Raw genomic sequence first — 23,365 nt, forward strand, 5'->3', positions numbered from 1 at the left:
GATGCGGAAATGAGTATTCGGAGCAGGCCCCTTGTCGATCTCCCCCCTTGAGGGGGAGATGTCCGGCAGGACAGAGGGGGGTAAGCCACACCCCGGCCCGGCCGCCATTCCATACTACTTCAAAACTTCAACCCAGAAACCGCCAAAGGATTATCCGTCAGCGCCTGCCCGTCCGGGCGGTCAATACCCGGCGCGCTGGTGAAGGCAGCGAAGAGGTCCTTTACGAAAGCCTCCGGCAAATCCTTCGTAATCAGCACCATGCGCGTGCGCTGATCAGCGGGGTCCGGCCAGGCGGAAAGACGCTCCGGCGCGTGAAAAATCGTCTGCACGCCATGGAGCACCAACGGCCTGTCCGGATTGTCCGTGAGCTTCACGATGGCCTTCATGCGCAGAAGCTTTTCACCATGCGCCGAGCGCAGCAAATCCACAAACATGTCGATGGCCATTGGGCTTATCGGCTCGTCGTGTATGATCGAAAAGGAACGAATGGATGCATCGTGGCGGTTCACGTCATGGTCATGGTGGTGGTGGTGATCATGTGCATGATCATGGTGGTGGTGATCGTGCAGCGCCTCTTCGCCTAACCAACGGCTGACATCGGCAGTTTTATTGCCGGCATCGTAAAGGCCGTTATTGAGAAGCCCCGCAGCACTCCAGTCGGTTTTGTCACCGTCCTCGATAATCGCGCGCGGATTGAGCGCCTCTAGGCAGGCAGTCAATGCCGCAATCGTGGCGTCATCGGCGAGCGCTCGTTTCGTCACGACAATACGATCGGCCACAGCCACCTGTTTCACAGCTTCCTGATGATTGTCGAGTGTGGAGAGGCCGTTCACGGCATCCACCACAGTGACCATGCCAACCAGCACGAAATTCTGCGCAATGACCGGGTTACCCATGACCGACTGCATGACGGGAGCGGGATCGGCAAGGCCGGTCGTTTCGATGACCACGCGCTTCACCGGCTTCAGCTTGCCGGTCTGGATACCGTCCATCAGTTCCGCCAGCGTGTCCACCAGTTCGCCGCGCACGGTGCAGCAAAGGCACCCTTCCGCCAGTTCTATAATGCCCTCGCCCGCGCTTTCGACCAGCATGTGATCGATGCTGACATCGCCGAATTCATTGATGATGATCGCCGCGTCGCTCATGTCAGGATCCTTAAGGAGCCGATTGAGCAGAGTCGATTTTCCGGCGCCGAGAAATCCGGTGATAATGGAAACCGGGATACGATCGCGAGACATGTCTGGCCTGTATGTTGATTGCCGCTTTGGGGAAGTCAGTTCAGGACATAAAACCCGCAACGGCATGAAGCTAAAACAAATCGCCCGAGGCTGAAAGCCGCGAGCGACATTGTAATATCATAACATGATCGATCTGCGAATAGCCAAATGGCAGGGCGGCCGGGAGACCTCTCCCGGCACCTTCGCCTGTCCGTCAGAATGTGGGGCGCGGGATCGGGATCGGCACATTCGCCAATTGGCCCTTTGCGGCCGCGCCCTTGGGCGCATTAACCGCGACCGTCTCGCTGCCCGGTATAAGACCGGCGAAGGAATATTCCGGCGGACGGGTCATTTCCTGCACATAGGGCGAATGGATGACCATGCGGCCGGCATCGTCGCGTCCCTCACTGCGGATTTTCGCCGCCTTCGGGTTGCATATTTCGGCGCTGATATCGTTGACCTCTGCGGTATCGCCATAAGGGGCAAGCGAGGCGAGCGAGACACCCTGACCGGAAGGAGACGTCAGGCCCATCTGCAGAAGATCGGCCGACTGGTCGGTTCGACCCGCGAGACTATCGGCACCCAGCACCACAGTGATGATCGAGCGGCCATTGCGCACGGCCGATGCCACCTGGTTGAACCCGGAAGCGCAGATAAAGCCGGTCTTCATACCATCCGCGCCATCGAAGCGGCCAACCAGCATGTTGAAATTGGCGTAATTCTTTTTGCCCGTGGTGACGCCCTCAAGCGAGAAATAATGCGCATATTCGGGAAATTCCCGCTTGATGATCAGCGCCAGCAGCGCGAGGTCGCGGGCCGTCGTGTATTGGCCCTTCCCCGGCAGACCGTTGGGGTTCACGTAATGCGTGGAATTCATACCGAGGCGCTGCGCCTGCGCATTCATCTGCGCCACGAAATTATCCGTGTTGCCGCCGATGGTCTCCGCAATCGCGACCGCAATATCGTTGGCGGACTTGATCAGCAGCAGCTTCAGCGCGCTGTCCATCGTCAGTTTCTGGCCGGGCTTGAAATACATCTTGGAGGCGGGCTGGTCGGCGGCCTTCTTGCTCATCACCACTTCGGTCTGCGGGCTGATCTTGCCAGCCTTCATCTGCGAAAAGGCGATATAGGCGGTCATCAGCTTGGTCAGCGAGGCCGGATACCATTTGCGGAAGGCTTCTTGGTGCGAGATCACCTTGCCGGTTTTGACATCGACCACCATTTTCGGATTGGCATTGGCCACCGGGGCCGCGGCGACGACACCTGCGGTGATGATGGCAATGGCTGCGGAAAGCCGGCGGGCGGCGTTTGGCGATTTGAAAGTCTGTGGCAAGGCTAGTCCTCGAATTCCCGTCTTCAGTCGGGGAATGGCAATATTCACCATATATGTCCTAGCAATGGCAAAGTACATTGATTACGTCAATTATGCGGCGCACTATCCACCACGGAGGATGGAGTTTTACGACACGCCGTACCGATGAACCCAGGAATGAACGAATGCCGATTTTGAACAGAGCCGCCGAACTCCAGCAGGAAGTCAGCGAATGGCGGCATCACCTGCACGAAAATCCAGAGATTTTGTATGATGTCGACAACACCGCGGCCTTCGTCGCGGAGAAGCTGAAATCTTTCGGCGTTGACGAAATCGTGACCGGTCTCGGCCGCACCGGCGTCGTCGGCATCATCAGGGGCAATCTTCCAGGCAATCGCACCATCGGCTTCCGCGCGGATATGGACGCGCTGCCCATAGTCGAGGAAACCGGCAAAGCCTGGGCATCGAAAACGCCCGGCGCCATGCACGCCTGCGGCCATGACGGCCACACCGCGATGCTTCTCGGCGCGGCGAAGTACCTCACCGAGACCCGCAATTTCGCGGGCTCGATCGCTGTCATTTTCCAGCCAGCGGAAGAAGGCGGCGCCGGCGCGCTCGCCATGGTCGAAGACGGCCTGATGGAGCGTTTCGGCATCGACGAAGTTTACGGAATGCACAATATGCCGGGCATTCCGCTTGGCGCCTTCGCCATCCGCAAGGGCGGCATCATGGCAGCACCGGACAAGTTCTCAATCACGGTCAAGGGCCGAGGCGGCCATGCGGCCCAGCCGCATCGCACGATCGACCCCATCACCATCGGCGCGCAGATCGTAGGCAACCTGCAAATGATCGCCTCACGCAATGCCGATCCGATCCGCTCCGTTGTCGTCTCGGTCACGCGCTTTCAGGCCGGCTCCAGCCACAACATCATTCCCAACGAGGCGCTGATCGCCGGCACCGTGCGCAGCCTCGATGAGACAGTGCGCGATCTCGCCCAGGAACGTATCAAGCAGATGGCGGAAGGCATTGCGCTTGCCAATGGCGCAGAAGCCGAAGTCGTCTATGAGCGCTATTGCCCGGTGACCTTCAACCACGCCGCTGAAACCGACCACGCTATCCGTGTGGCCCGCGATGTGGTTGGCGAACCGAATGTAGACCCCGATGTCGATCCCTCCATGGCAGGAGAGGATTTCTCCTTCATGCTGAAGGAAAGGCCCGGCTGCTTCATCTTCATTGGCAATGGCGATTCGGCCGGGCTCCACAATCCGGGTTATGACTTCAACGACGAAGCCATCGCCTACGGCATCTCCTATTGGGTGAAACTTGCAGAACAGCGCCTGACGAGCTGATGTCAGGCCAACGCGAAGAAAGCGGAGGACGAGATCAACCGCGATGAAGAACGCGGTTGATCCGCCGGCTGGGTCAGGTTAAAGAGCAATTCAGTGTCCACGTAGCTCAGCAGGATAGAGCACAGGATTCCTAAGACAAATTGGGGGTTGCGTCCGGAAACGACGCAATCGATCTGCTCAAAGTCGGGGAAAGCTTCGCTGGTCTTCCAGCATGCCAATCCCGAGCCAAGCTCCGGAGAAATCCGGTGAAGGTGTAGAGACTGGATGGGCAGCACCTAAAGGCCTCACGGCCCATGGTGAAGGGACAGTCCAGACCACGAACGCCCTTCCCGACAAGGCAGGGCGGCGGCGAAAGCCGAAGCGGTATGAATCCTGGGGTCGGAGGTTCGAATCCTCTCGTGGACACCATTTCCTGAAAATTTTTTAAAATCAATGACATAATCGGATAGCGACCAGCAGACAGCTGGTCCGGGCGCGAGAAGTGGAGCGTATTTTTTGCCAGCCTGGCCGCTTGCAATTGGCAAATATCAGATCGACCGACATAAAAGCGTTTCCGCCTAGAACACAGAAAGTTCAAAGCTTCGTAAGGGAACGTTGAAAGCCCGCAATCGCTTCCTATTTCCTATCAGTGACGATGAGGCGCCTGTCGAAGTGGGTCGCGCGAGGCGAGGGAGATTTGATGATCGACGAATATGGTCCATATGTGCAGATGTCCACGCTTGGAGAACAGATGGCTGCCTGCTACCAGACGGATGCAAATCTCGCGCTGGAACCGCATCTGGCGCATTACATGGACGAGGTGGAGGTGAATATAGCAGCCGACAGCTTCAACCATGTTGGCTTCCTGAACAGGATCAGCAGCCGGTTGCAGGTGACGCTGGCGGCAACGACCAATCAAAGACGCCGGGAGTTTCTGCAAGCGGTTGTGGCTTCGCTTCAGGAGCGGATCGACCGCCATTCGTTCGATGTGGCTCAATAGGATTGGACCGTTCATCTCCCCGCGGTTGACCGGCTTGCCGCACTTGGTCGACGAGACGGTCACAAGGCCTGTCTTACAGGAGCCCTCGGCGGCCGTTGTTGACTTGGACGCGCCGTCATCATTCGACGAAAATCCGGACACTCGACGCACGGCCATCGGCGTCAATCACCGTGAGTGTGGAAAACCCCTGCCCTTCCGGTCGCCATTCACTGTTGCGACGGTGGGACGCATCCGGCAAAGGCAAACCGTTGGCGAGCCAGCGGAAGGGTGCACGCCCGCCCTGAAGCTTCAGCACCAGTGGCGAGATGCCCGACTGGCCGGAAAGCTCCACCCGCGCGCCCTCGGGCGGATAAACGATGCGCGGGGCGCTTTCACGTCTTGAAGCCGAAAGCAGGCCGTTTGCGGTCGTCGTAAAACGCCGCTGGTTTGCCGGAAGGTCGGCCACGCTCACGCGCGCGACGCCGGAGGGTGCTGTCGGCATTGGCGTGATGGCCACGCCCGATTTTTCAAAGGCCTCGAAGAGGATGGGAGCCGCCGTCGCGTAACCGGCAATACCCGGCACGGCGCCGTTATCGGCGCGGCCGACCCAGACGCCGACCACGTGCCGCCCGTCATACCCGATCGACCAGGCGTCGCGGTAACCGTAGCTGGTGCCGGTCTTGTAGGCGATGCCGCGCTGTTTCATGCCGAGTGGCGGCAGCACGCCGGACAGGATGTCCGAAACGTTCCAGATTGCGGCATCGGAAAACAATCGGTCGCCTTCCAGTCGTTCCGGGGCGGAGCGGACGCCATCACCGAGGCGTACGGAACCCTCGCCACCTGTTAGCCCGGCATAAAGCTGGACAAGATCGACAAGCGAAATACCGGCGCCTCCGAGAGCAATGGCGAGCCCGGGTGCTTCGTTAGCAGGCAACGCGAGTGTGACGCCAGACCGCCGGAACCGCACCATCAGCGCCGATGGGCTCACCGCGTCGAGCAATTTCACGGCGGGCACGTTGAGCGACAGTTGCAGCGCCTGCCTGATGCTGACATCGCCCTGATAATGCATGTCGAAATTGCGCGGCCGGTAACCGGAAAAATCAGCCGGGCGATCCTCGATGATGGTCTCCTGACCGATCAGGCCATCCTCAAAGGCGAGGCCATAAATGAATGGCTTGAGAGTCGATCCGGGCGAGCGCACCGCGCGGCTCATCTCCACGAAACCCCTCCTCGCGGTATCGAGATAATCCGCCGAGCCGACCTCCGCCAGAATATCCCCGCTCTCTGCGTCGGCCATGACGATGGCGACGGATACCTTATCGCCGATTTTTCCTGCTGCATGGCGCGCCACGCCTTCCAGTTCCCGCTGGATCGAAAGCTTCAGAGTCGAGCGTATTTCCGCAGCATTGGGGAATTTCGCACGCGCGGCAGCAGCCATGTGCGGTGCTAGCGCCGGCAGATCGCGCCGGCTGGTCGGAACGCCCGCAAGCGTCGCCCGTTCCGCTTCGCCCTCACCCACGACACGTTCGACGGCAAGCCTCTGCAAGACCCGTTCCCTTGCCTGTCTCGCCGCCTCGGGATACCTGTCCGGGCGACGCCTTTCTGGCAATTGCGGCAGGGCGACCAGAAGGGCTGCCTCGGCCGTGTCGAGCCTTCCCGGCTCCTTGCCGAACCAGGCGAGGCTGGCCGCGCGTATGCCTTCGAGATTGCCGCCATAGGGCGCGATATTCAGATAAAGATCGAGGATATCCGCCTTGCTGAGCCGCCGTTCGATTTGAATAGCCCGCAGGGCCTGAAGAAGCTTTGCCGAGAAGGAGCGATCGGCGCGTGGCTCGACCAGCCGCGCCACCTGCATGGAAAGCGTCGAGGCGCCGGATACGATCCGGCCGTTGCTCACCAGTTGCCACGCGGAACGCAGCAAGGCCCAGGGATCGATACCGTGATGGTCGTAAAAGCGTTGGTCCTCATAGGCGACCAGCATCCGCAGGAACTGCGGATCGACTTCGGCCGCCGTGGTGTCGAGCCGCCAGCGGCCATCCGGTGTTGCGAAGGCACGCAGCAACTTACCGTCGCGGTCCAACACCTCCAAGGATCGCTGCCGCGCTGTCTCGAGCGGCGGCGGGTAGGCCTTGTCCAGCGCATCCAGACCGAAGGCCGCACCGCCGATAAGCAATGCGGCCATAACGAAGCCGACGATGACAGCTTTTTTCCGCCTCATGGGGTCGCCGAACGCACCTCCATGCGGCCGGTTGCGGTGCGGGCGGCAAATTGCGGCCGGTACATATCCTCGACAGACGCCGCCGGATGATCATAAGTACCGGGAGTGACCGCGCGGACGACATAGGCCAGCGCAATTTCCGAACTGTCCCCTGCCGAGCGATCGAAGGCCGCCACAAAACGGTCGTAGCGGAATTCTGTATGCGCCGCCTCCGTTTCCGGCAACCAGTCGAAATTCGACAGTTCGGCCGAATTGACGAGGCTCGGATTGTCGATCTCGAAACCGGAAGGCATTAGATCCGTCACCAGAATGCGCGACTGCCAGTTATTTTGCGGCACCACGTTCAGAACCACGACATAACGTTCGTTCTGTGTGACGTCGCTCGGGTTCACCTCTTCACCGTCCATGGAGTAATAGGTGCGGGTGATGGTGAAGCCTTCGCCGCCGGCAGTGAGCGGCTGAGCCGGCGGGGCCACCGTAGTGACGACGGCCGTGACCGGATCAGCCGAGGCATTGGCGATCTTCAGTGGTGCGGCCAGCAACTCGTCGCCGCTCATCCGCTTCCCGAAACCGCCGGTCTGCAGATCACCGTTCACATCGAGACGGATATCCTTGTCCTCGCCTTTCACGGCCCGGGCGGCCAGCAGCATCCATGCCTGCTCCTGTGTGCTGGTATAGGGCTTCTTTTCCCATTCCCTTGCCACGGCACCGGCAAGCTGCGGCACGACGGCCGGAACCGGACGGCTTTCCGCCGCCAGCGCCAGCGCCGCCGCACCGTCGCGAAGGGCGGAGCCGTAATCGGCGCGGGCGAAGCTGACATTGGTGGCGCGGCTGGCCATGTCGAGCGACGCACCGAACACGGTCTTCGAACGGGCCTGGTCGCCGTAAAGCGAAAGGGCTGCGGCAACCTGCGCCTTGGCAAGCGGCGTCGGGAAATCGGCAAGCGCAGTATCGGCGTAATAACGCAGATCGTTGATCGCCGCCTTGCGGTTGCGCGCCAGCACATAAAGCGAATAGGCGATCTCGTTGCCGCGATCCTTTACATTGCTGTCATAGGACAGGCCGTTCTGCAGGTTGTTCAACGCCTGCACCATGGCCGCTTCGGGGACATCATACTTCTGCTCGCGCGCGCGGGTCAGGAAGTCGGTAATATAGGCATCGAGCCACAGATCGCCGTAACCCGGCGACCAGAGGCCGAAGCTGCCGGAACTCGACTGGAAGGACAGTACGCGGTAGACCGCTTCCTGGACCCTCTTTCGAGTGTCGGGATCTTCAGCCATGCCGCTGTCCTTCGTCAGTTCCGAGACGTAAAGCAGCGGCAGCGCGCGGCTCGTCGTCTGTTCGGCGCAGCCATAAGGATATTTGTCCAGCATCATCACCAGCGCCGGGATATCGAAAGCGGGCGAGCGCGTGACATTAACGGCGACGGAGGAGCCGAGGAGCATGCTGTCGGCCAGAAGATCGCCATTGATCGTCAGGCTGCTGTTCGGCGCAATCTTGATTTCGCGCCGCGTCGTGACTGGAAGAACGGCCGGGCGCACCGGAATGTTCAGAACCTGCTCAAGCGAGACACCTGCCGCATTGGAGACCTTTATGGTGATCGCGCCATTGCCGGGCTGTTCGCCCGTCAGCGGAACGGTCAAAGACGACTTGCCGCCCTTTTGCAGCGCAAGTGTCTGCGACACTTCACCCTGATCGACCGTCAGAGCCGTATTGCTGGTCACATCCAGCCGGTAGTCGCCGGCGTCGCCATCCGTATTGGCGATATCGAGCCGCAATTGCGAGATATCGCCGGGGGCGAGGAATTTCGGCGCGCTGGCGGTTACCACGACGGGATCGCGAATGATGGCATCGGAAACCGCATGTCCCACGCCGGTCTTCGTCCAGGCAACCGCCATGATGCGGGCCGTCCCGTTGAACTGCGGAATATCGAAGCTCACAGTCGCCTTGCCGTTAGCGTCGAGTTCAACCGGACCGGCAAAGAAGGCCACAAGCTTTTCCGTGGGCGGGCTGCCCTGAAGGGCCGCCCCGCCGCCATCACCGCCGGTGCGCAGCCGGCCGGTGGCGCCAAGCGAGCCGTCAATCAGGCGGCCATAGAGGTCGCGGATTTCCAGTCCCAGCCGGCGCTGGCCGAAATACCATTCATCCGGCTTCGGCGGCTCATAGCGGGTGAGGTTCAAGATGCCGACATCGACCGCCGCAACGATGGCGTAGGCCTTTTCGCCCACACCAGCCCCCGCAACCGCGATCGGAATTTCGAGCGGCTGGCGCGGCAGCGTCTTCTGCGGCGCGCCGAGTGTGACGGCAAGCTTGCGCTCGGCCGGATCGACGGCAAGCCACTTGATGCCGATGGCGCGCATGGGCATACGGCTTTCCTGCGCGTCGCCGGGGCGGAACAGCGTCGCCGTCACATAAGCGCCAGCGCCCCATTCCTCGGTGACCGGAATGTCGATCTCGCCGCCCTCTTCGCCGATCTCGGCATTCTGTACCGCAATCAGCTTTTCCGAACCGGACGTTATCATCAATTCACCGGCGAAACGTGAGGAGACCTTGAGTTTGGCCGTATCGCCGATCTTGTAGCTCTGTTTGTCCAGCGCGATTTCCAGCGCATCCGGCGTTTCCGTCGAGCTTGCCTCCACATAGAAACCGGCATCGAATTCGACACTGGAAACCGGTGCGCCATTACCCGCACCCTCCACTTCCAGCCGGTAGCGACCCCAGGTGACCGGCACGGAAATTTCGCCGCCATTGGCGTCGACCGAAAGCGTGCCGGTTTCCTGCTGCTTGGTGTATTCCACGGGCTCATAACGCCAGGAATTACCCTGACGATACCATTGATAGTTACGCTCTACCTTGATGAGCTTCCAGGTCAGGCCATTCATCGCCTGTTTGGCACCATCGGCACTGACACCGATGATATGGAAACGTCCAACGGAGTTCTGGGCGAGATCGCCGGAAAACTGCGGCTTGATGCCAATGACGGATGCTTCCGCCCTGATGGGCAGCGCCAGCGAGCGTTCCACGGCGCGGCCGCCGGCTTCGCGCATGCGCACGGTGATGTTGGCGGAGAGAAGCTGCGTTGTGGATGGCAGATCGGTGAGATCAACGTTGAAGCTCGCTTTGCCCTCTTCATCCAGGACCGGCAGATCGGCAAGCGTCGTGCGGTTTTCCTCTTCGCTTTCCTCGTCGGCCAGGCCGAAGAAATACCCTTCGAAATCGGCGCTGGTGCGCGTCGGCTTGATCGCGACCTCTCCTTCCAGCGTCAGGCCAGCAGCGGGCGCGCCATAAAGATAACGGCCATCAACGTCGATTGCCGTTTCTGCGCCCGGATCGATCTGTTTTGCCTTGCTCGAGAGGTCAAACTCGGTGCGGTCAGGCACAAAATCATCGACAAGGAAGCTCTTTTCGCTGATCGCAGCCGTTTTCGGGTCGGTATGGATGCGCAATGTCCAGGTGCCGCGCATGGCATTTGCCTGCAACGGCAGATCCACCGCATGACCGCCAAGCGCCTTGCCGTCGCTGACAAAGCGCCTGTCTTCCACCCCGTCAGGGCGTGAGAAAATGAAAGTGAGCGGCAGGTCCTCGATTGCCTTGCCGTCAACGTCACGGGCCAGGGCTGCGGCATGCACGGTCTCGCCGGCACGGTAGATGCCACGTTCGGTCCAGCTGAACACGTCGATAGCACCGGGTGCTGCACGTCCCGTCACGCCGCGATCCGAGAGATCGAAGCCTGCACGGGTCATATCGAGGAACACGTAATCCTTATCGCCGTTGCGCGCGGTCAGGATAGCAGGCGCCTGAGCCGCCGTGCCGCGCATCAGGCCGGCAGAGAACACCGCGCGCCCGTCCGCATCGGTCTTCGCGGTGCCCAGCACCTCGTTGTTCTTGGCCAGGAGCTGCAGATCCACGTCCGCAAGCGGTTTGGCGCTGCCGAGTGCACGGACAAATACATTCAAACCGTCCGTTCCGGCATAGGTGGTGATGCCGGTATCCGACACGAGGAACCATTGGGTGGCGCGCGAATCCCAGGTTTCCGGCGCCGTGCCCGGCGGCACGGCAGTCAGCACATAGATGCCCGGCTTGCGCTCCGGCAAGGCCTCATCCACTGGAAAACTCGTGACCACATCCTTGTTGAGATCGGGCTGGATATCAATCGAGCCCTGCCAGACAAGCTCGCCGATTTCGTTTTCGATACGGTCGGCATTGTAACCGTCCATCTGCGTCAGAAACTGCGAATTTGCCAGCAGCGCGGTGATATTGCGGTCACCGACGCGATAAAGCTTCAGGTCGGCCTTGTCGGCATTCACAGAGACAATCGGAATGCCACGGCGCGCACTGCCCGGCAGCACGAAATTCTCGCCGGTGAAGCGCACGCTGGCCGCGCGGTCACGCACGTAAATATCGAGATTGACCTGTTTTTCCAGCGGCTCTTCCACGGAAGACGGCAGGCCGGCGCGCAGCGCGATCTTGTAGCGCTGGCCATGGGTCAGGCCTTCGACGCAAATTTCGCTGCCCTTCGCCTCGATGGCCTTGGGGGCTGCCCCATCCAGCGTGATGAAGGAAGAATAATCGACGCCATTCTTCACCAGCGGTTCGGAAAACTGCACGCAGGCGCGCGGGCTTACGCTGTCCGTATCCACCGTATTGTTGATGACGCGAAAACCCTGGCGCGTGCGCAGGTCGGCATAGGCCGCCTTTGTCTGTGCATCATCGGTGAGCGCAAGGCTTTCCTTATAGGCATTGAGGGCTGCGCGATAATTCTGGGTTCTTTCAAATGCCTTCGCCAGCCGGTTCAGGGCGTCTGTGCGGGCGCTGACTGTTCGGCTCAGCTGATAGGCATTGATGGCGGCAGACGCCGCTTGCCCTGCGATCGAATAATTATCGGTGACCTGCGCCGCCTTTTCGGAAAGCTCCGCCCAGAGCGCGCCGTCGTCTGGCGTGATCGCAAGGGCCTGCTTATAGGTCGTAACCGCATCGGGAATATTGCCCGCGGCCGCCTGCTGCCGCGCCATCTGTACGAGGGCTTCCACGCCTTGCCCGCCCTCACCGTCATTCGCCGCAAGGCCGGATTTCATTCGGCGCGCTTCCTGCTGCAGGCTGTCAGTGACGAAGGACAGGCGCTGCGGCGCGCCGATATCGGCTTCCGTCGCCACTTCGACAATCTTGCCGGCAACCGCACCGGGGAAGGCGTTCAGCTGATTGAAATCAGATTTGAGGAAGCACCATTTCACCTTTGGATTGTAGGTAAAGGCCTTGCAGGATGTGTCTCCGGCGCAAATCTCGCCACATTGCTCCAAAGAGACGTTTTGCTCCGTCCTGAGATCGAAGCCGAAATAATCGCCATTTTGGGTGGTCACGACCTTGCGGGAGGGTTCCGCCGCCATGGCTGGCGCAAAAATCATGGCGGCTGAGACCGCAACCAGCGAAATCCGGACGAGCGCGCGCAACGACATCAGTTTTCTCCCCGCAACAGACATGTCGGGCGGGACTCTGGTCAAATCCACGCATGGTTGTCAACGCATCTTCGTCAATTCGCGCCATGACAATCTGTGGAGAGGAAAAGAAGCTGCGTTTAGTCCTCTATTTTACGCGCTTCCGAGATGAGCATGATCGGCACACCGTCACGAATTGGATAAGCAAGCCGCGCATTTTCGGAGATGAGTTCATTGCGGGCGCGGTCATAGGAAAGGCGGCCCTTCGTCAAAGGGCAGACAAGCAATTCGAGAAGCTTCGGATCGACGTTGTTCATCCTGTCGTCCATGGCGGCGATCCTACTGCAGCACGTTGCCGCCCTCACCCGATCCCTGGGCAAGAACGATCTCGGTGATGGCGATCAATGTTTCGGCCCGCGTCTTCAGATCGGGCGCTTCCAGCAGCGCCTGTTTTTCGGCGGGTCCAAAGGGAGACATCATGGAAAGCGAATTGACCAGAACACGGTTGCCGGCCCTTTCCACACTCTCCCAATCCGCTTCCAGCTGGTTGGCATCCAGAAACGAGCGGAACACCCGCAGCAGGTTTTCACGGTCCACGGCCTCCTCATCGTATTCGCCGGAGAGATCGGCGATGAAGGGCGCGTGACGGAAACTGCGATAGGGCTTGCCGGCCTCCACCTCCTCCAGCAGACGGAAACGGCACACACCAGTCAGCGAGATGATGTAACGGCCATCGCCGGTTTCGGAAAAGGAGGTGATGCGGCCAAGGCACCCAACCGCACTCAACGGCCCTCCCTCTAGGCCCGATTCAATGACATGAAGGGCTGGCTGCACCATGCCGATGAGACGGTGACCCGCTAACGCCGTGTCGATCATGGCAAGATATCTTGGCTCGAAGATATTGAGTGGAAGATGGCCTTCCGGCAACAGAAGAGCACCGGGAAGGGGAAAAACCGGCACGGTTTCCGGCAGGTCGTCGCTCTTCACATATCTTGCATTTCCGACATGCATGGGAATCAAGCCCCCTGTTCACTGCTGCCGGCCGGCGGATCAACCGCCTGGCCGGGATATGCCCGCATTAAGAAAACAGTATCGACGAAAGCTTCCGGCGGCCCGCGACGGTCGCCGGATCCTTAAAGCCCCAGGCCTCGAAAAATTCGAGAAGCTGGCGGCGCGCGCCGTCGTCGTCGAAGGTCCGATCCTTACGCATGACGTAGAGCAGATGATCCGCCGCCTCGTCGCGCCGGCCCTGCGCATTCAGCACCTTCGCAAGCTTAACCCGTGCCTCGTGTCGATCTGGGTCGGCTGCCAGTTCGCTTTCCAGCGCCACGGGATCGCCGATCTTGCGGGCTTCCTCATATTGGGCGATCTTTTTCGAAACGAGCTGAATGCCCGCATCCTCATTGAGTTCCGCCGGCAGTGACGACAGCAATTCACTGGCCCGCTCATATTGTCCGGCGGCGATCATGCATTCGGCAATGCCGGCAATCGCTGCGGGGTTTTCCGGATCCGCCTGCATGACGGCGCCAAAGAGCTGTGCTGCGCCGTTGAAATCGCCATCGGCCAGAAGCTGTTTCGCTTCGGTCAGAACGGCCTCGATCTCCGCCCTGGGATCGCCTGCATCAGGGCCGGCAATCTTTTCGATGAATTGCTTGATCTGGCTTTCCGGCACCGCGCCCATGAAGCCGTCGACCGGCCGGCCATCCGCAAAAGCGACGATCGCCGGAATGGACTGGATGCCGAGCTGTCCGGGAATGGACGGGTGGTCGTCAATGTTCAGCTTCACGAGCTTCACGCGGCCATTCGCTTCGTTGACGACTTTCTCGAGCACGGGCGTCAGCTGTTTGCACGGGCCGCACCAGGGCGCCCAGAAATCCACGAGAACTGGCTGACGACGTGACTCTTCCAGAACGTCCTTGGAGAAACCAGCCGTCGTTGTGTCCTTGATGTGTCCGGAGGACGCACCATTCAGCTCGCCACTATAGTGCGCGCTTGCGGACATCTGCCCGCCGTAGGAACCGCCGTAAGGATTATTCGTGTCGCTCATGCCGGTCTCCCGTAACCTCTGTCATATGTCTTGATTGAAGCAAAGATCGTATCTCACTCGCTGACTTTCAAGACAAGCGGCGTATGTCCGGTCGCCTCGAGAAAGCGAATGAGATCCGCGGATGCGATTGTCGTCGTCTGGTCGTTGGAGAGCGGGTGGCCATTGACAAGTTCGTTTTCCAGCAGCGCGCTATCCAACACAAAAGTGACCTGCCGGTCCGTGTCGTTGATTGCGCCGAACACCGTTACCGAACCCGGCACCACACCCAGATATTCGAGCATTTTTTCCGGCCGGCCGAAGGACACGCGGCTTGCCGCACCGATGGTCTTATGGACGCTTTTCAGATCCACCACCGCGTTTTCTTCCACGGTCAGAACGAAGTACTGGTCCTTCTTGTCCTTTACAAAGAGGTTCTTTGTGTGGCCCCCAGGGATCAGGTCGCGCAATGACTGCGATTCCGCGACGGTAAAGACAGGCTCGTGCTGTTTCGTGGTGTGCGAAATTCCGAGCCCATCGAGAAATTCGAACAGCTCCGCTGCCGTCTTGCGAGAATTCTCCGCCATATGCTGCCACCTGCCTCTGCCGATTCCATTGTCGTTGCGTCATGATTAAGGGGGCAGCCGCTTATTGGCAACGCGGGAAAAATCGGCTGCAGGAAAAATTATCAATCTTTTCCGCCGCTTGTCGCACTTCTCAAAGAAATTTTCGCGTTTTTGTCATTTCCCTGTTGCATTCCAAAATCGATTGAGCGATATAGCGCCCGTCGCCGCTTCGGCGGCCCACGGTTCAGCATACTACCCCGGACCGGTGGATTTGAGCGGGTGTAGCTCAGGGGTAGAGCACAACCTTGCCAAGGTTGGGGTCGAGGGTTCAAATCCCTTCGCCCGCTCCAGTTTCCCAAGTAATGATCTTCCGGATGTTTATTTTTTTCGCAGCGGCGGTTTTCGTTCCGGCGTCATCGGCTTCATATTGTCCGTGTACGAGCGGTACAAAAATTGTCCCCCGGGCGGAACCTATATCGAGGATGGCCGTTTGAACGCTGAGGCTCCTAACCTCAGTTCCCTCTGATTGCCCGCTGCCAGCGGGCATTTTTTTACCCTCTTTAAAGTCGCCTCCTGCGCCCGCCCCTTTAAAACTACGGGTGAGAGCCCCGTCATACGCGGCTGAATGGCAGAACACCCCTGTCAGCAGCAACAATATGACGCCTTGATCTTGCCATATTTCATTCAGTGTGCTTTTGTGCAGCCGCCCTTGTGGGAGGGGGTAGAGGTCGAGGCCCGCTGGCTGCATTTTAGCAGTAGCGGGTTTCCCTTTTTTTGGGCGAGATTCGCCGGCAAAGGCGTCTGATCCATTGCTATTTGCCGCTGAGACAAGCAACGAACTCCCGCGCTGCACGGTGAGGTACGGTTTTTTCGTATGAAGAAAAGTGGTAGCGGGAGAGGGACTTGAACCCCCGACACGCGGATTATGATTCCGCTGCTCTAACCACCTGAGCTACCCCGCCACAGGGGAAACGTGACAGTCATGTGACCGGCCGTTCCATCAGGATGAGCGGCTTATAAGGTGCCGCTCCCCAAAGTGTCAAGCGCAAGATGCGCAAAAAATTCGCTTTCCGCATCGCTGCAAAAAGCGAGTGGTTTCAGGCGGCAACCGGCTTTTCCAGAAGCGCCTTGAGCGACGCCTCGGCCTCCGCCGAGCGCTCGGACCGTTCAATGAAACCGCCGCCGTACACGCGGGCATCCGCGCCCGGCGCGGAATAAAGCACGCAGGCCTGACCGGGCGCGACACCCGCCTCTCCGGTCATCAGGTCCACATAGATACCATTCTCATCCGCATGCAGCACTGCCTCCGTCGGAGGGCGGGTGGAACGCACCTTGGCGAAGCAGGCGAAGCCCTGCCCAGCGTCGACGGCCAGGTCGCCATCACCCAGCCAGTTCATGTCACGCAGATAGACGCGGCGGGTTTCCAGCGCCTCACGCGGGCCAACGATGACCCGGCGGCCACGCGCATCGAGATGCACGACGTAAAGCGGCTCGCCCGTCGCAACGCCGATACCGCGGCGCTGACCGATCGTATAATGCACGATGCCATCGTGGCGGCCGAGCACACGCCCGTCGAGATGCACAATATCACCCCGCCAGAGCCGCATTCGGCTTCAGCTTGTTGATGATATCGGTATATTTGCCCTGCGGCACAAAACAGATATCCTGGCTGTCGGCCTTTTTGGCAACGACAAGCCCCATTTCTTCCGCCAAAGCCCGCGTTTCGGCCTTGGAGAGGCCACCGAGGGGAAAGCGCAGATAATCGATCTGTTCCTGCGTGGTTGCGAACAGGAACCAGCTCTGGTCGCGGTCGCTGTCGATCGGCCGATAGAGCGCGCGGCGGCCCGCCTGGCCGGGAACGGGGTTGGGCCGCGAACGGATGTAGTGGCCCGTGGCCAGCGCATCGGCACCCAGTTCCTGCGCGGTCGCTAGAAGATCGGCGAATTTTACCGTCTGGTTGCAGGCAACACAGGGAATGGGGGTCTCACCCATCGCATAAGCTTCCGCAAAGGGGTTGATGACGGTTTCACGGAACCGCGCTTCATAATCCAGCACGTAATGGGGGATGCCCAGCGTTTCGCAGACCCGGCGCGCATCGTCGATATCCTGGCCGGCGCAACAGGAGCCGGCGCGGTGCACGGCGGCGCCATGGTCATACAGCTGGAGGGTGATGCCGAGGACATCGTAGCCCTCGCGCTTGAGGATACCGGCCACAACAGAAGAATCGACGCCACCGGACATGGCGACAACGATCCGGGTATCTTCCGGCCTCTTGTCAAAATCGAGCGTATTCACGTTTTTTCCCATCGTCAGTCATAACGGGGGTAAAGGCCCCGCCGCCTGTCGGTCATCCGCCGCAAGAAACCTTGGCCACCAAACGGGCCGTCCTGTCTCGCCATACCGCGGATTTAAGGGCTGCATATAGAAAGGAATGGCTTCACACGCAAGTACGGGGCGGAAAACCGCCCCGTAAAGCCGTCTGATTCCCCTTGTGGAGGGCTTCAGGCGCCAGCCGTCTTCTGGCCGCTGCTGCCGAACCACTTGTCGCGCTCTCGCCACAGGGCGGGCATGGCCAGTAATCCGATGGCCGTGAAGGCGATCAGCGTCTTGTTCAGCTGCGACAGTTCCGCCGTGCGTCCATCGAGATAATAAACGCCGTAAACGATCGCCACGTGCCAGACATAGACCTGCAGCGAGTGGCGGCCGAGCAATTGCAGGAACTTCAGCGACAGCACCCAGATAACGCCTTCGGCGATGGAGCGCACGAGCGGGCGGTGGTGATGCGGTCCGGCAATCACGAGCCAGGTGAGGCCAACGCCGACGGCGAGGAAGTTGATGAGATAGACCGGGCCGAAATCGGCGCGGATCTCCATCGTCGAAAACTTGCCCATCATGAATTCCGGCATCAGACCCCACGCGGTAGCGATGCGGAGCGGCATGAAGAACAGGCAGATGACAAGCGCCGCCTTCGGCAGCCAGGTATGCTCCGGGGAGAAAATCTTCTTCCACGGAATGCGGTTCTGCGCCGTCATAGCACCCATCACCAGCGCCGAGTAGAACACCAGCTGCCAGCCGAGCAGGTTGAAGCTGACGCGAATACCCTGTTCGTCCGCGCCCTTGACGAGTTCATTGAGAGGCGTCGTCACAATCTGCTGCAGGCCAAGCTGTCCCGCCATCCAGACCAGCAGCGAGCCGGCCATGACATAGGCCCACTTGCCATCGAGGCAGAGCTTCACCAGGACAGGCGCGAAAATCATGTAGACAATATATTGCGGCAGAATGTCCATGAAGGTCGGCTGGAAGAGAAATGTCGCAATTGCCGCCAGACGCAGCGGATCGTCGAAAGACGTCATGCCGAGCCAATTGTACCAGATATAGGGCGCATGCGGGATGATCATACGGAAGAACAGAACGGCGATGACGAGACCCATCGCATAACGATAGAGTTCCAGCGCGCGGTTCCAGACCATCTGTTTACCGGCGTCATAGCCATATTTCATCATCTTGCGCGCATATACCATGCCGATCAGCAGGCCGGACAGGAATACGAAGCCCTGCGCGTCCTCGACAAAGGCGAACTGGCGATGGTTGATTTCCACCAGCCAGAAGCCGCCGGCAAACACCAGATGGTTGATCAGCATGAAGACGAGGAAGTAACCACGCATCCCGTCGATCAGGTCAAAGCGTTTCATTTCGATAGCTCTCCGTTCTCGCGGGCCGTGCATTGCCCGGCCACCCAGCCCGGCCTGCGAGATGCCGGGAATTGGATTGTCAACGCGTTTTTGCGGCTGAGGTTCCGCTCCCAAAGCGGTTTAGAACCGGCACGAAAAGTCACATTGACGTGTACGCCCTGTGGTTAGGACGCGGGGACTGAATGCCGGATGAATGAAAAAAGGCAATTCCGTGAAGCGGATGAGCCATGCGCCCGGGACATACCGAGGTAAACAAGCCTCAAGGCCTTGCATGGCAGGGGAAAGCCGAATCCGCCGCGCGTGGCTGGCGGATATATCACCCGTAAGATCTCCCAATCTCTTTTTGGCGGCATCCCGCCATGCTTTTTAGGAAGCTTATCGAACGAAACGGATAAGGCCCGGCGGTGGAGCGACCGCCGGGCCTTATCCGTTTAAGAGGCTCTGATTCGTCAGGCGGCGGCCTGGATGGCGGCGACCTGCCAGTTGTCGTTGCCGGGGCGGCGGACAAAGGTCCACATTTCCACCGATTCGGACGGATGTTGCTCGTCACCTTCGATCACCTTGCCGGAGGTGCGGTCGCGCATCACGTCGATGGCAGAGTAGCGCATCGCGACTGTCGCGTAGTCCTGCCCTTCTTCGTGCCATGCTTCGGCGACATCGCCCTGCAGTAGCGTCACCTCGCGCACGTCGTTTTTCACACCGCTGGTCGCGTTATCGCTGAGTTCTTCAGCGAGATAAGACATGGCTTCGGGCGTCGTCAGTTTGCGCAATGTGCCATAATCCTCGGCGGCATAGGCAGCCTGCACGTCTTCCAGCATTTTCTGGAACGTCTCGAGGTCGCCCTGCGTGATGCCGATTTCGTCGCCCTCCGAGATGGCGTTGGCGTGGGGCGTGGGCTTTGCCGTTGCGGCAGCAGCAGCCGCTCCGCCCGCAGCGCCGGCCATCGCGCCGATCTTCGGGATCTTGAACGAGGATGCGGCCGGACCCGCCTGCGAACCGCCATTATAGGAGGAGCCGGAATGATCCGTGCGGTGCGAGCCGTTGGCCGATCCATAAGCGGGCTGGCGCTGACGGCGCGACGCGAAGAAGCGCATGGCGAGCATGACCAGAAGGCCGATCAGCGCAACCTGCAGCAACATGCCGAAGAAACCGGCCATGCCGCCGAAACCACCACCCAGAAGCATGCCGAACAGACCGCCCATCAGCAGGCCGCCCATCAGACCACCCATCATGCCGCCGAAGAGGCCACGATTTTGCTGCGGCGCCTGTGCGCCAGGACGTGCCGGCTGAGCAGCGCCAGGAGCTGCCTGGTTGGTGTTGGGCGTCATGCTGCGGTTAATCGGCGCGGTCTGGCCGGGCGCAGTGCTGGTCGAAGGCGGAGCGGAGTAGGTCCGCGTGCCACGGCTGCCGAAACCGCCGCTGGCGCGACGTGCTTCTGCCATATCAACCGCCACAAAAGACACCGCGATACCAAGCGCGGCGACTGCGAACAAACCCTTGAAGCGCCGAAAGGCAGCAAACATCGTTATCTCCTATTGGCCGCCCTCCCATGAGCGGCATCTCAACAGGCGATATAGCAACTCATGATCATCATTTTTAGACCGCTCGGCTTAAATTTTTTGTGATATGCAACCAAGGCGTGAGGCGCGTGAAATCTGCCGCAAATCGAAAGCTGGAAAAAAACCGGCACAGGGTTTCCCCTGCACCGGTTCCTATTGTCCCCTTGGGAGGAACGATAGATCAGTCGACGTTGAACGTCAGCGGCTTGACCTGGCGGATGGCCGGGTTGGCGCGCAGCTTGTCCAGCACCTCTTCGGAAACCGGACCGTCGACATAAAGCAGGGCGATGGCGTCGCCGCCTTCCTTTTCACGTCCAAGCTGGAAGTTGGCGATGTTGACGCCAGCCTCGCCGAGCGTGGTGCCCATGAAGCCGATCATGCCGGGAACGTCGGTATTGGTGATGTAGATCATGTGCGATCCGACATCGGCATCCATGTTGATGTTCTTGATCTGGATGAAACGTGGCTTGCCATCCGAAAACACCGTGCCGGCAACCGAGCGGATCTGGTTTTCCGTCTTCACCGTCAGCTTGATGTAACCGTCGTAAACGCCGGTCTTGTCGCGCTTGACCTCGGAAAGGATGATGCCTTTCTCCTTGATCATGACCGGGGCCGAAACCATGTTCACGTCGGCAACCTGACTGCGGATGAGGCCGGCCAGCAATGCACTGGTCAACGCCTTCGTGTTCATGTTGGCGGTTGCACCGTCATAAAGGATTTCGATTTCCTTGGTGGCGCTTTCCTGTACCTGGCCGACGAAAGACCCGAGAACATCCGCGAGACGGATGAAGGGCTTCAGACGCGGCGCTTCCTCAGCCGTGATCGACGGCATGTTGATGGCGTTGGACACGGCACCCTTGACGAGGTAATCCGACATCTGCTCGGCAACCTGCAGGGCAACGTTTTCCTGTGCTTCCGTGGTCGAAGCGCCAAGATGCGGCGTGCAGACGACGTTAGGAAGGCCGAAAAGCGGGCTCTCGGTGGCGGGCTCGACTTCGAACACGTCAAAACCGGCACCGGCGACATGGCCGGACTTGATGGCTTCCGCAAGGGCAGCTTCATCCACCAGACCACCACGGGCGCAGTTGACGATACGTACGCCCTTCTTGGTCTTGGCAAGGTTTTCAGCGTTGAGGATGCCGCGCGTCTTGTCGGTCATCGGCACATGCAGGGTGATGAAATCGGCCTGGGCCAGCAACTCGTCCAGCTCAACCTTGGTGACGCCCATTTCCTGCGCGCGCTCTGGCGAGAGGAAGGGGTCGTAGGCGAGAACGTGCATCTTGAGGCCAAGTGCACGCGAGCAGACGATCGAACCGATGTTACCCGCACCGATGACGCCGAGCGTCTTGCCGGTGATTTCGACACCCATGAACTTCGACTTTTCCCACTTGCCGGCCTGCGTGGAACTGTCGGCTGCCGGAAGCTGGCGGGCGACGGCAAACATCAGCGCAATCGCGTGTTCTGCCGTTGTGATGGAGTTGCCGAAAGGCGTGTTCATGACGATGATACCGCGGCGCGAGGCAGCCGGGATGTCAACATTGTCGACGCCGATGCCGGCGCGGCCGATGACCTTGAGGTTGGTCGCGGCTTCGATCAGCTTTTCGGTCGCCTTGGTGGCAGAGCGGATGGCCAGGCCATCGTAATTGCCGATGATTTCAGCAAGCTTGTCCTTGTCCTTGCCGAGCTTCGGCTGGAAATCAACTTCGACGCCACGATCACGGAAAATCTGGACGGCGGTTTCCGACAGTTCGTCGGATACGAGTACGCGAGGTGCCATGGTTCACGGGCTCCTTGAAAAACGGTGCAGTTTTGAAAGCGGGAACTATGCGGCCCTGCATCAGCGCAGGGCCGGTATCAAAATCAGGCGGCAGCCTTGGAAAGTGCTGCCTTCTGCGTCTGGTAAGCCCAGGTGAGCCAGGGCATGACGGCTTCCATATCAGCCGTCTCGATGGTGGCGCCGGCCCAGATGCGCAGACCGGACGGGGCGTCGCGGTAAGCGCCGATATCGAGGGCGACATTTTCCCTTTCGAGCAGGGCGACGACGCCCTTGGCAAAATCGGCCTGTGCCGCGGCATCCAGCGCCTGGACCTCAGGATCGACGATCTTGAGGCAAACAGACGTATTGGAGCGAGTTTCCGGCTTCACGGCCAGGTTGGCGATCCAGTCGTTCTTCTCGATGAAGTCGTAAATAACCTTGGCATTGGCATCGGCGCGGCCGATCAGCGCCTTCAGGCCACCGAGATTCTTTGCCCAGAGCAGCGCGTCGATATAATCTTCAACGCAGAGCATGGACGGCGTGTTTATGGTTTCACCGGTGAAGATGCCTTCGATCAGCTTGCCGCCGGAAACCATGCGGAAGATTTTTGGCAGCGGCCATGCCGGTGCGTAGCTCAAGAGACGCTCAACGGCGCGCGGCGACAGGATGATGACGCCATGGCCGCCCTCGCCGCCCAGAACCTTCTGCCAGGAGAAGGTGACGACGTCGAGTTTCGTAAAGTCCATATCCTGCGCGAAAGCCGCCGAGGTGGCGTCGCAGATGGTCAGGCCCTTGCGGTCGGCGGGAATGAAATCGGCGTTGGGAACACGAACGCCAGAGGTCGTACCGTTCCAGGTGAAGACCACGTCGCGGTCGAAATCGACTTCGGCAAGGTTCGGCAGCAGGCCGTAATCGGCCTCGAACTTGCGAACGTCCTTCAGCTTCAGCTGCTTGACGACGTCGGTGACCCAGCCGGCGCCGAAGCTTTCCCAGGCCAGCATATCGACGCCACGTTCGCCGAGCAGCGACCAGAGCGCCATTTCAACGGCGCCGGTGTCGGATGCGGGAACGATACCGATGCGATAATCGGCGGGAACATCAAGAACTTCACGGGTGAGATCGATGGCCTGCTTCAGCTTGGCTTTGCCAACCTTGGCGCGATGCGAGCGACCGAGCGGCGCATCGGAGAGAGCATCTAGCGACCAACCGGGGCGCTTCGAGCAGGGACCAGAGGAAAAATGCGTATTGCCCGGACGGACGTCCGGCTTCACGATATCTGTCAT

At 59.9% G+C, this 23,365-nt stretch carries 15 protein-coding genes, 2 tRNA genes and 1 pseudogene; 3 read left to right on the forward strand and 15 right to left on the reverse strand.

The genetic code is table 11. The annotated features are described in order from the left end of the window. Positions 1-119: 119 nt before the first annotated feature. Entirely contained in the window at positions 120-1,238 is a 1,119-nt protein-coding gene (locus QE453_RS02825; RefSeq protein WP_309776339.1) for a GTP-binding protein, read from the reverse strand. A gap of 193 nt (positions 1,239-1,431) precedes the next feature. Then, the gene (locus QE453_RS02830) at positions 1,432-2,550 is read right to left on the reverse strand and encodes a D-alanyl-D-alanine carboxypeptidase family protein (protein WP_034497250.1); all 1,119 of its coding nucleotides are present in this window, start codon (positions 2,548-2,550) and stop codon (positions 1,432-1,434) included. 164 nt (positions 2,551-2,714) lie between these two features. On the opposite strand from QE453_RS02830, the gene QE453_RS02835 reads away from it, so the two are divergent. Continuing rightward, a complete protein-coding gene (locus tag QE453_RS02835; RefSeq protein ID WP_004445691.1) occupies positions 2,715-3,878 on the forward strand; it encodes a M20 aminoacylase family protein in 1,164 nt (387 codons plus the stop codon). A gap of 679 nt (positions 3,879-4,557) precedes the next feature. Then, entirely contained in the window at positions 4,558-4,857 is a 300-nt protein-coding gene (locus QE453_RS02840) for a hypothetical protein (RefSeq protein WP_004445697.1), read from the forward strand. Between the two features lie 118 nt (positions 4,858-4,975). Here QE453_RS02840 and pbpC read toward each other — a convergent pair whose 3' ends face one another. The 6 genes from pbpC to QE453_RS02870 all read right to left on the reverse strand — a co-directional run bounded on the left by pbpC (position 4,976) and on the right by QE453_RS02870 (position 15,096). After that, positions 4,976-7,054 (reverse strand): penicillin-binding protein 1C, encoded by a 2,079-nt coding sequence (gene pbpC, locus QE453_RS02845; protein ID WP_309776340.1) that lies wholly within the window; start codon positions 7,052-7,054, stop codon positions 4,976-4,978. Then, the gene (locus QE453_RS02850) at positions 7,051-12,507 is read right to left on the reverse strand and encodes an alpha-2-macroglobulin family protein (RefSeq protein WP_309776341.1); all 5,457 of its coding nucleotides are present in this window, start codon (positions 12,505-12,507) and stop codon (positions 7,051-7,053) included. The genes pbpC and QE453_RS02850 overlap by 4 nt, the downstream gene beginning before the upstream one ends. A gap of 119 nt (positions 12,508-12,626) precedes the next feature. Beyond that, positions 12,627-12,815: a Trm112 family protein gene (locus QE453_RS02855; RefSeq protein ID WP_004445702.1), complete on the reverse strand. Its 189-nt coding sequence runs from the start codon at positions 12,813-12,815 to the stop codon at positions 12,627-12,629. Between the two features lie 10 nt (positions 12,816-12,825). Next, positions 12,826-13,497, reverse strand: coding sequence for an LON peptidase substrate-binding domain-containing protein (locus QE453_RS02860; RefSeq protein WP_022563035.1), 672 nt, complete (start codon positions 13,495-13,497; stop codon positions 12,826-12,828). A gap of 67 nt (positions 13,498-13,564) precedes the next feature. Then, a complete protein-coding gene (gene trxA, locus QE453_RS02865; protein ID WP_173615314.1) occupies positions 13,565-14,533 on the reverse strand; it encodes a thioredoxin in 969 nt (322 codons plus the stop codon). A 53-nt stretch (positions 14,534-14,586) separates the two neighbouring features. After that, positions 14,587-15,096: a prolyl-tRNA synthetase associated domain-containing protein gene (locus QE453_RS02870; protein ID WP_113381497.1), complete on the reverse strand. Its 510-nt coding sequence runs from the start codon at positions 15,094-15,096 to the stop codon at positions 14,587-14,589. Between the two features lie 254 nt (positions 15,097-15,350). Here QE453_RS02870 and QE453_RS02875 point away from each other — a divergent pair. Continuing rightward, positions 15,351-15,425, forward strand: a tRNA-Gly gene (locus QE453_RS02875). Here QE453_RS02875 and QE453_RS02880 read toward each other — a convergent pair. The 7 genes and pseudogenes from QE453_RS02880 to QE453_RS02910 form a co-directional block, all read right to left on the reverse strand. Then, complete coding sequence (locus QE453_RS02880) at positions 15,404-15,910, reverse strand: hypothetical protein (protein ID WP_309776342.1); 507 nt, start codon at positions 15,908-15,910, stop codon at positions 15,404-15,406. The two genes, QE453_RS02875 and QE453_RS02880, sit on opposite strands and share 22 nt — an antisense overlap. Positions 15,911-15,960: 50 nt before the next feature. Further along, positions 15,961-16,037, reverse strand: a tRNA-Met gene (locus QE453_RS02885). A gap of 135 nt (positions 16,038-16,172) precedes the next feature. Next, positions 16,173-17,370: pseudogene (mnmA, locus tag QE453_RS02890) on the reverse strand (tRNA 2-thiouridine(34) synthase MnmA). 206 nt (positions 17,371-17,576) lie between these two features. Continuing rightward, positions 17,577-18,767, reverse strand: a complete 1,191-nt coding sequence (locus tag QE453_RS02895; RefSeq protein ID WP_309776343.1) for an OpgC domain-containing protein — start codon at positions 18,765-18,767, stop codon at positions 17,577-17,579. Between the two features lie 449 nt (positions 18,768-19,216). Continuing rightward, entirely contained in the window at positions 19,217-20,290 is a 1,074-nt protein-coding gene (locus tag QE453_RS02900) for a Tim44 domain-containing protein (protein WP_309776344.1), read from the reverse strand. A gap of 217 nt (positions 20,291-20,507) precedes the next feature. Next, positions 20,508-22,103: a phosphoglycerate dehydrogenase gene (gene serA, locus QE453_RS02905; protein ID WP_003506257.1), complete on the reverse strand. Its 1,596-nt coding sequence runs from the start codon at positions 22,101-22,103 to the stop codon at positions 20,508-20,510. A gap of 83 nt (positions 22,104-22,186) precedes the next feature. Continuing rightward, complete coding sequence (locus QE453_RS02910; RefSeq protein WP_309776345.1) at positions 22,187-23,365, reverse strand: phosphoserine transaminase; 1,179 nt, start codon at positions 23,363-23,365, stop codon at positions 22,187-22,189.

Origin of the sequence: Agrobacterium sp. SORGH_AS_0440, from assembly GCF_031453135.1 — a bacterium.
GTDB lineage: Bacteria > Pseudomonadota > Alphaproteobacteria > Rhizobiales > Rhizobiaceae > Agrobacterium > Agrobacterium pusense.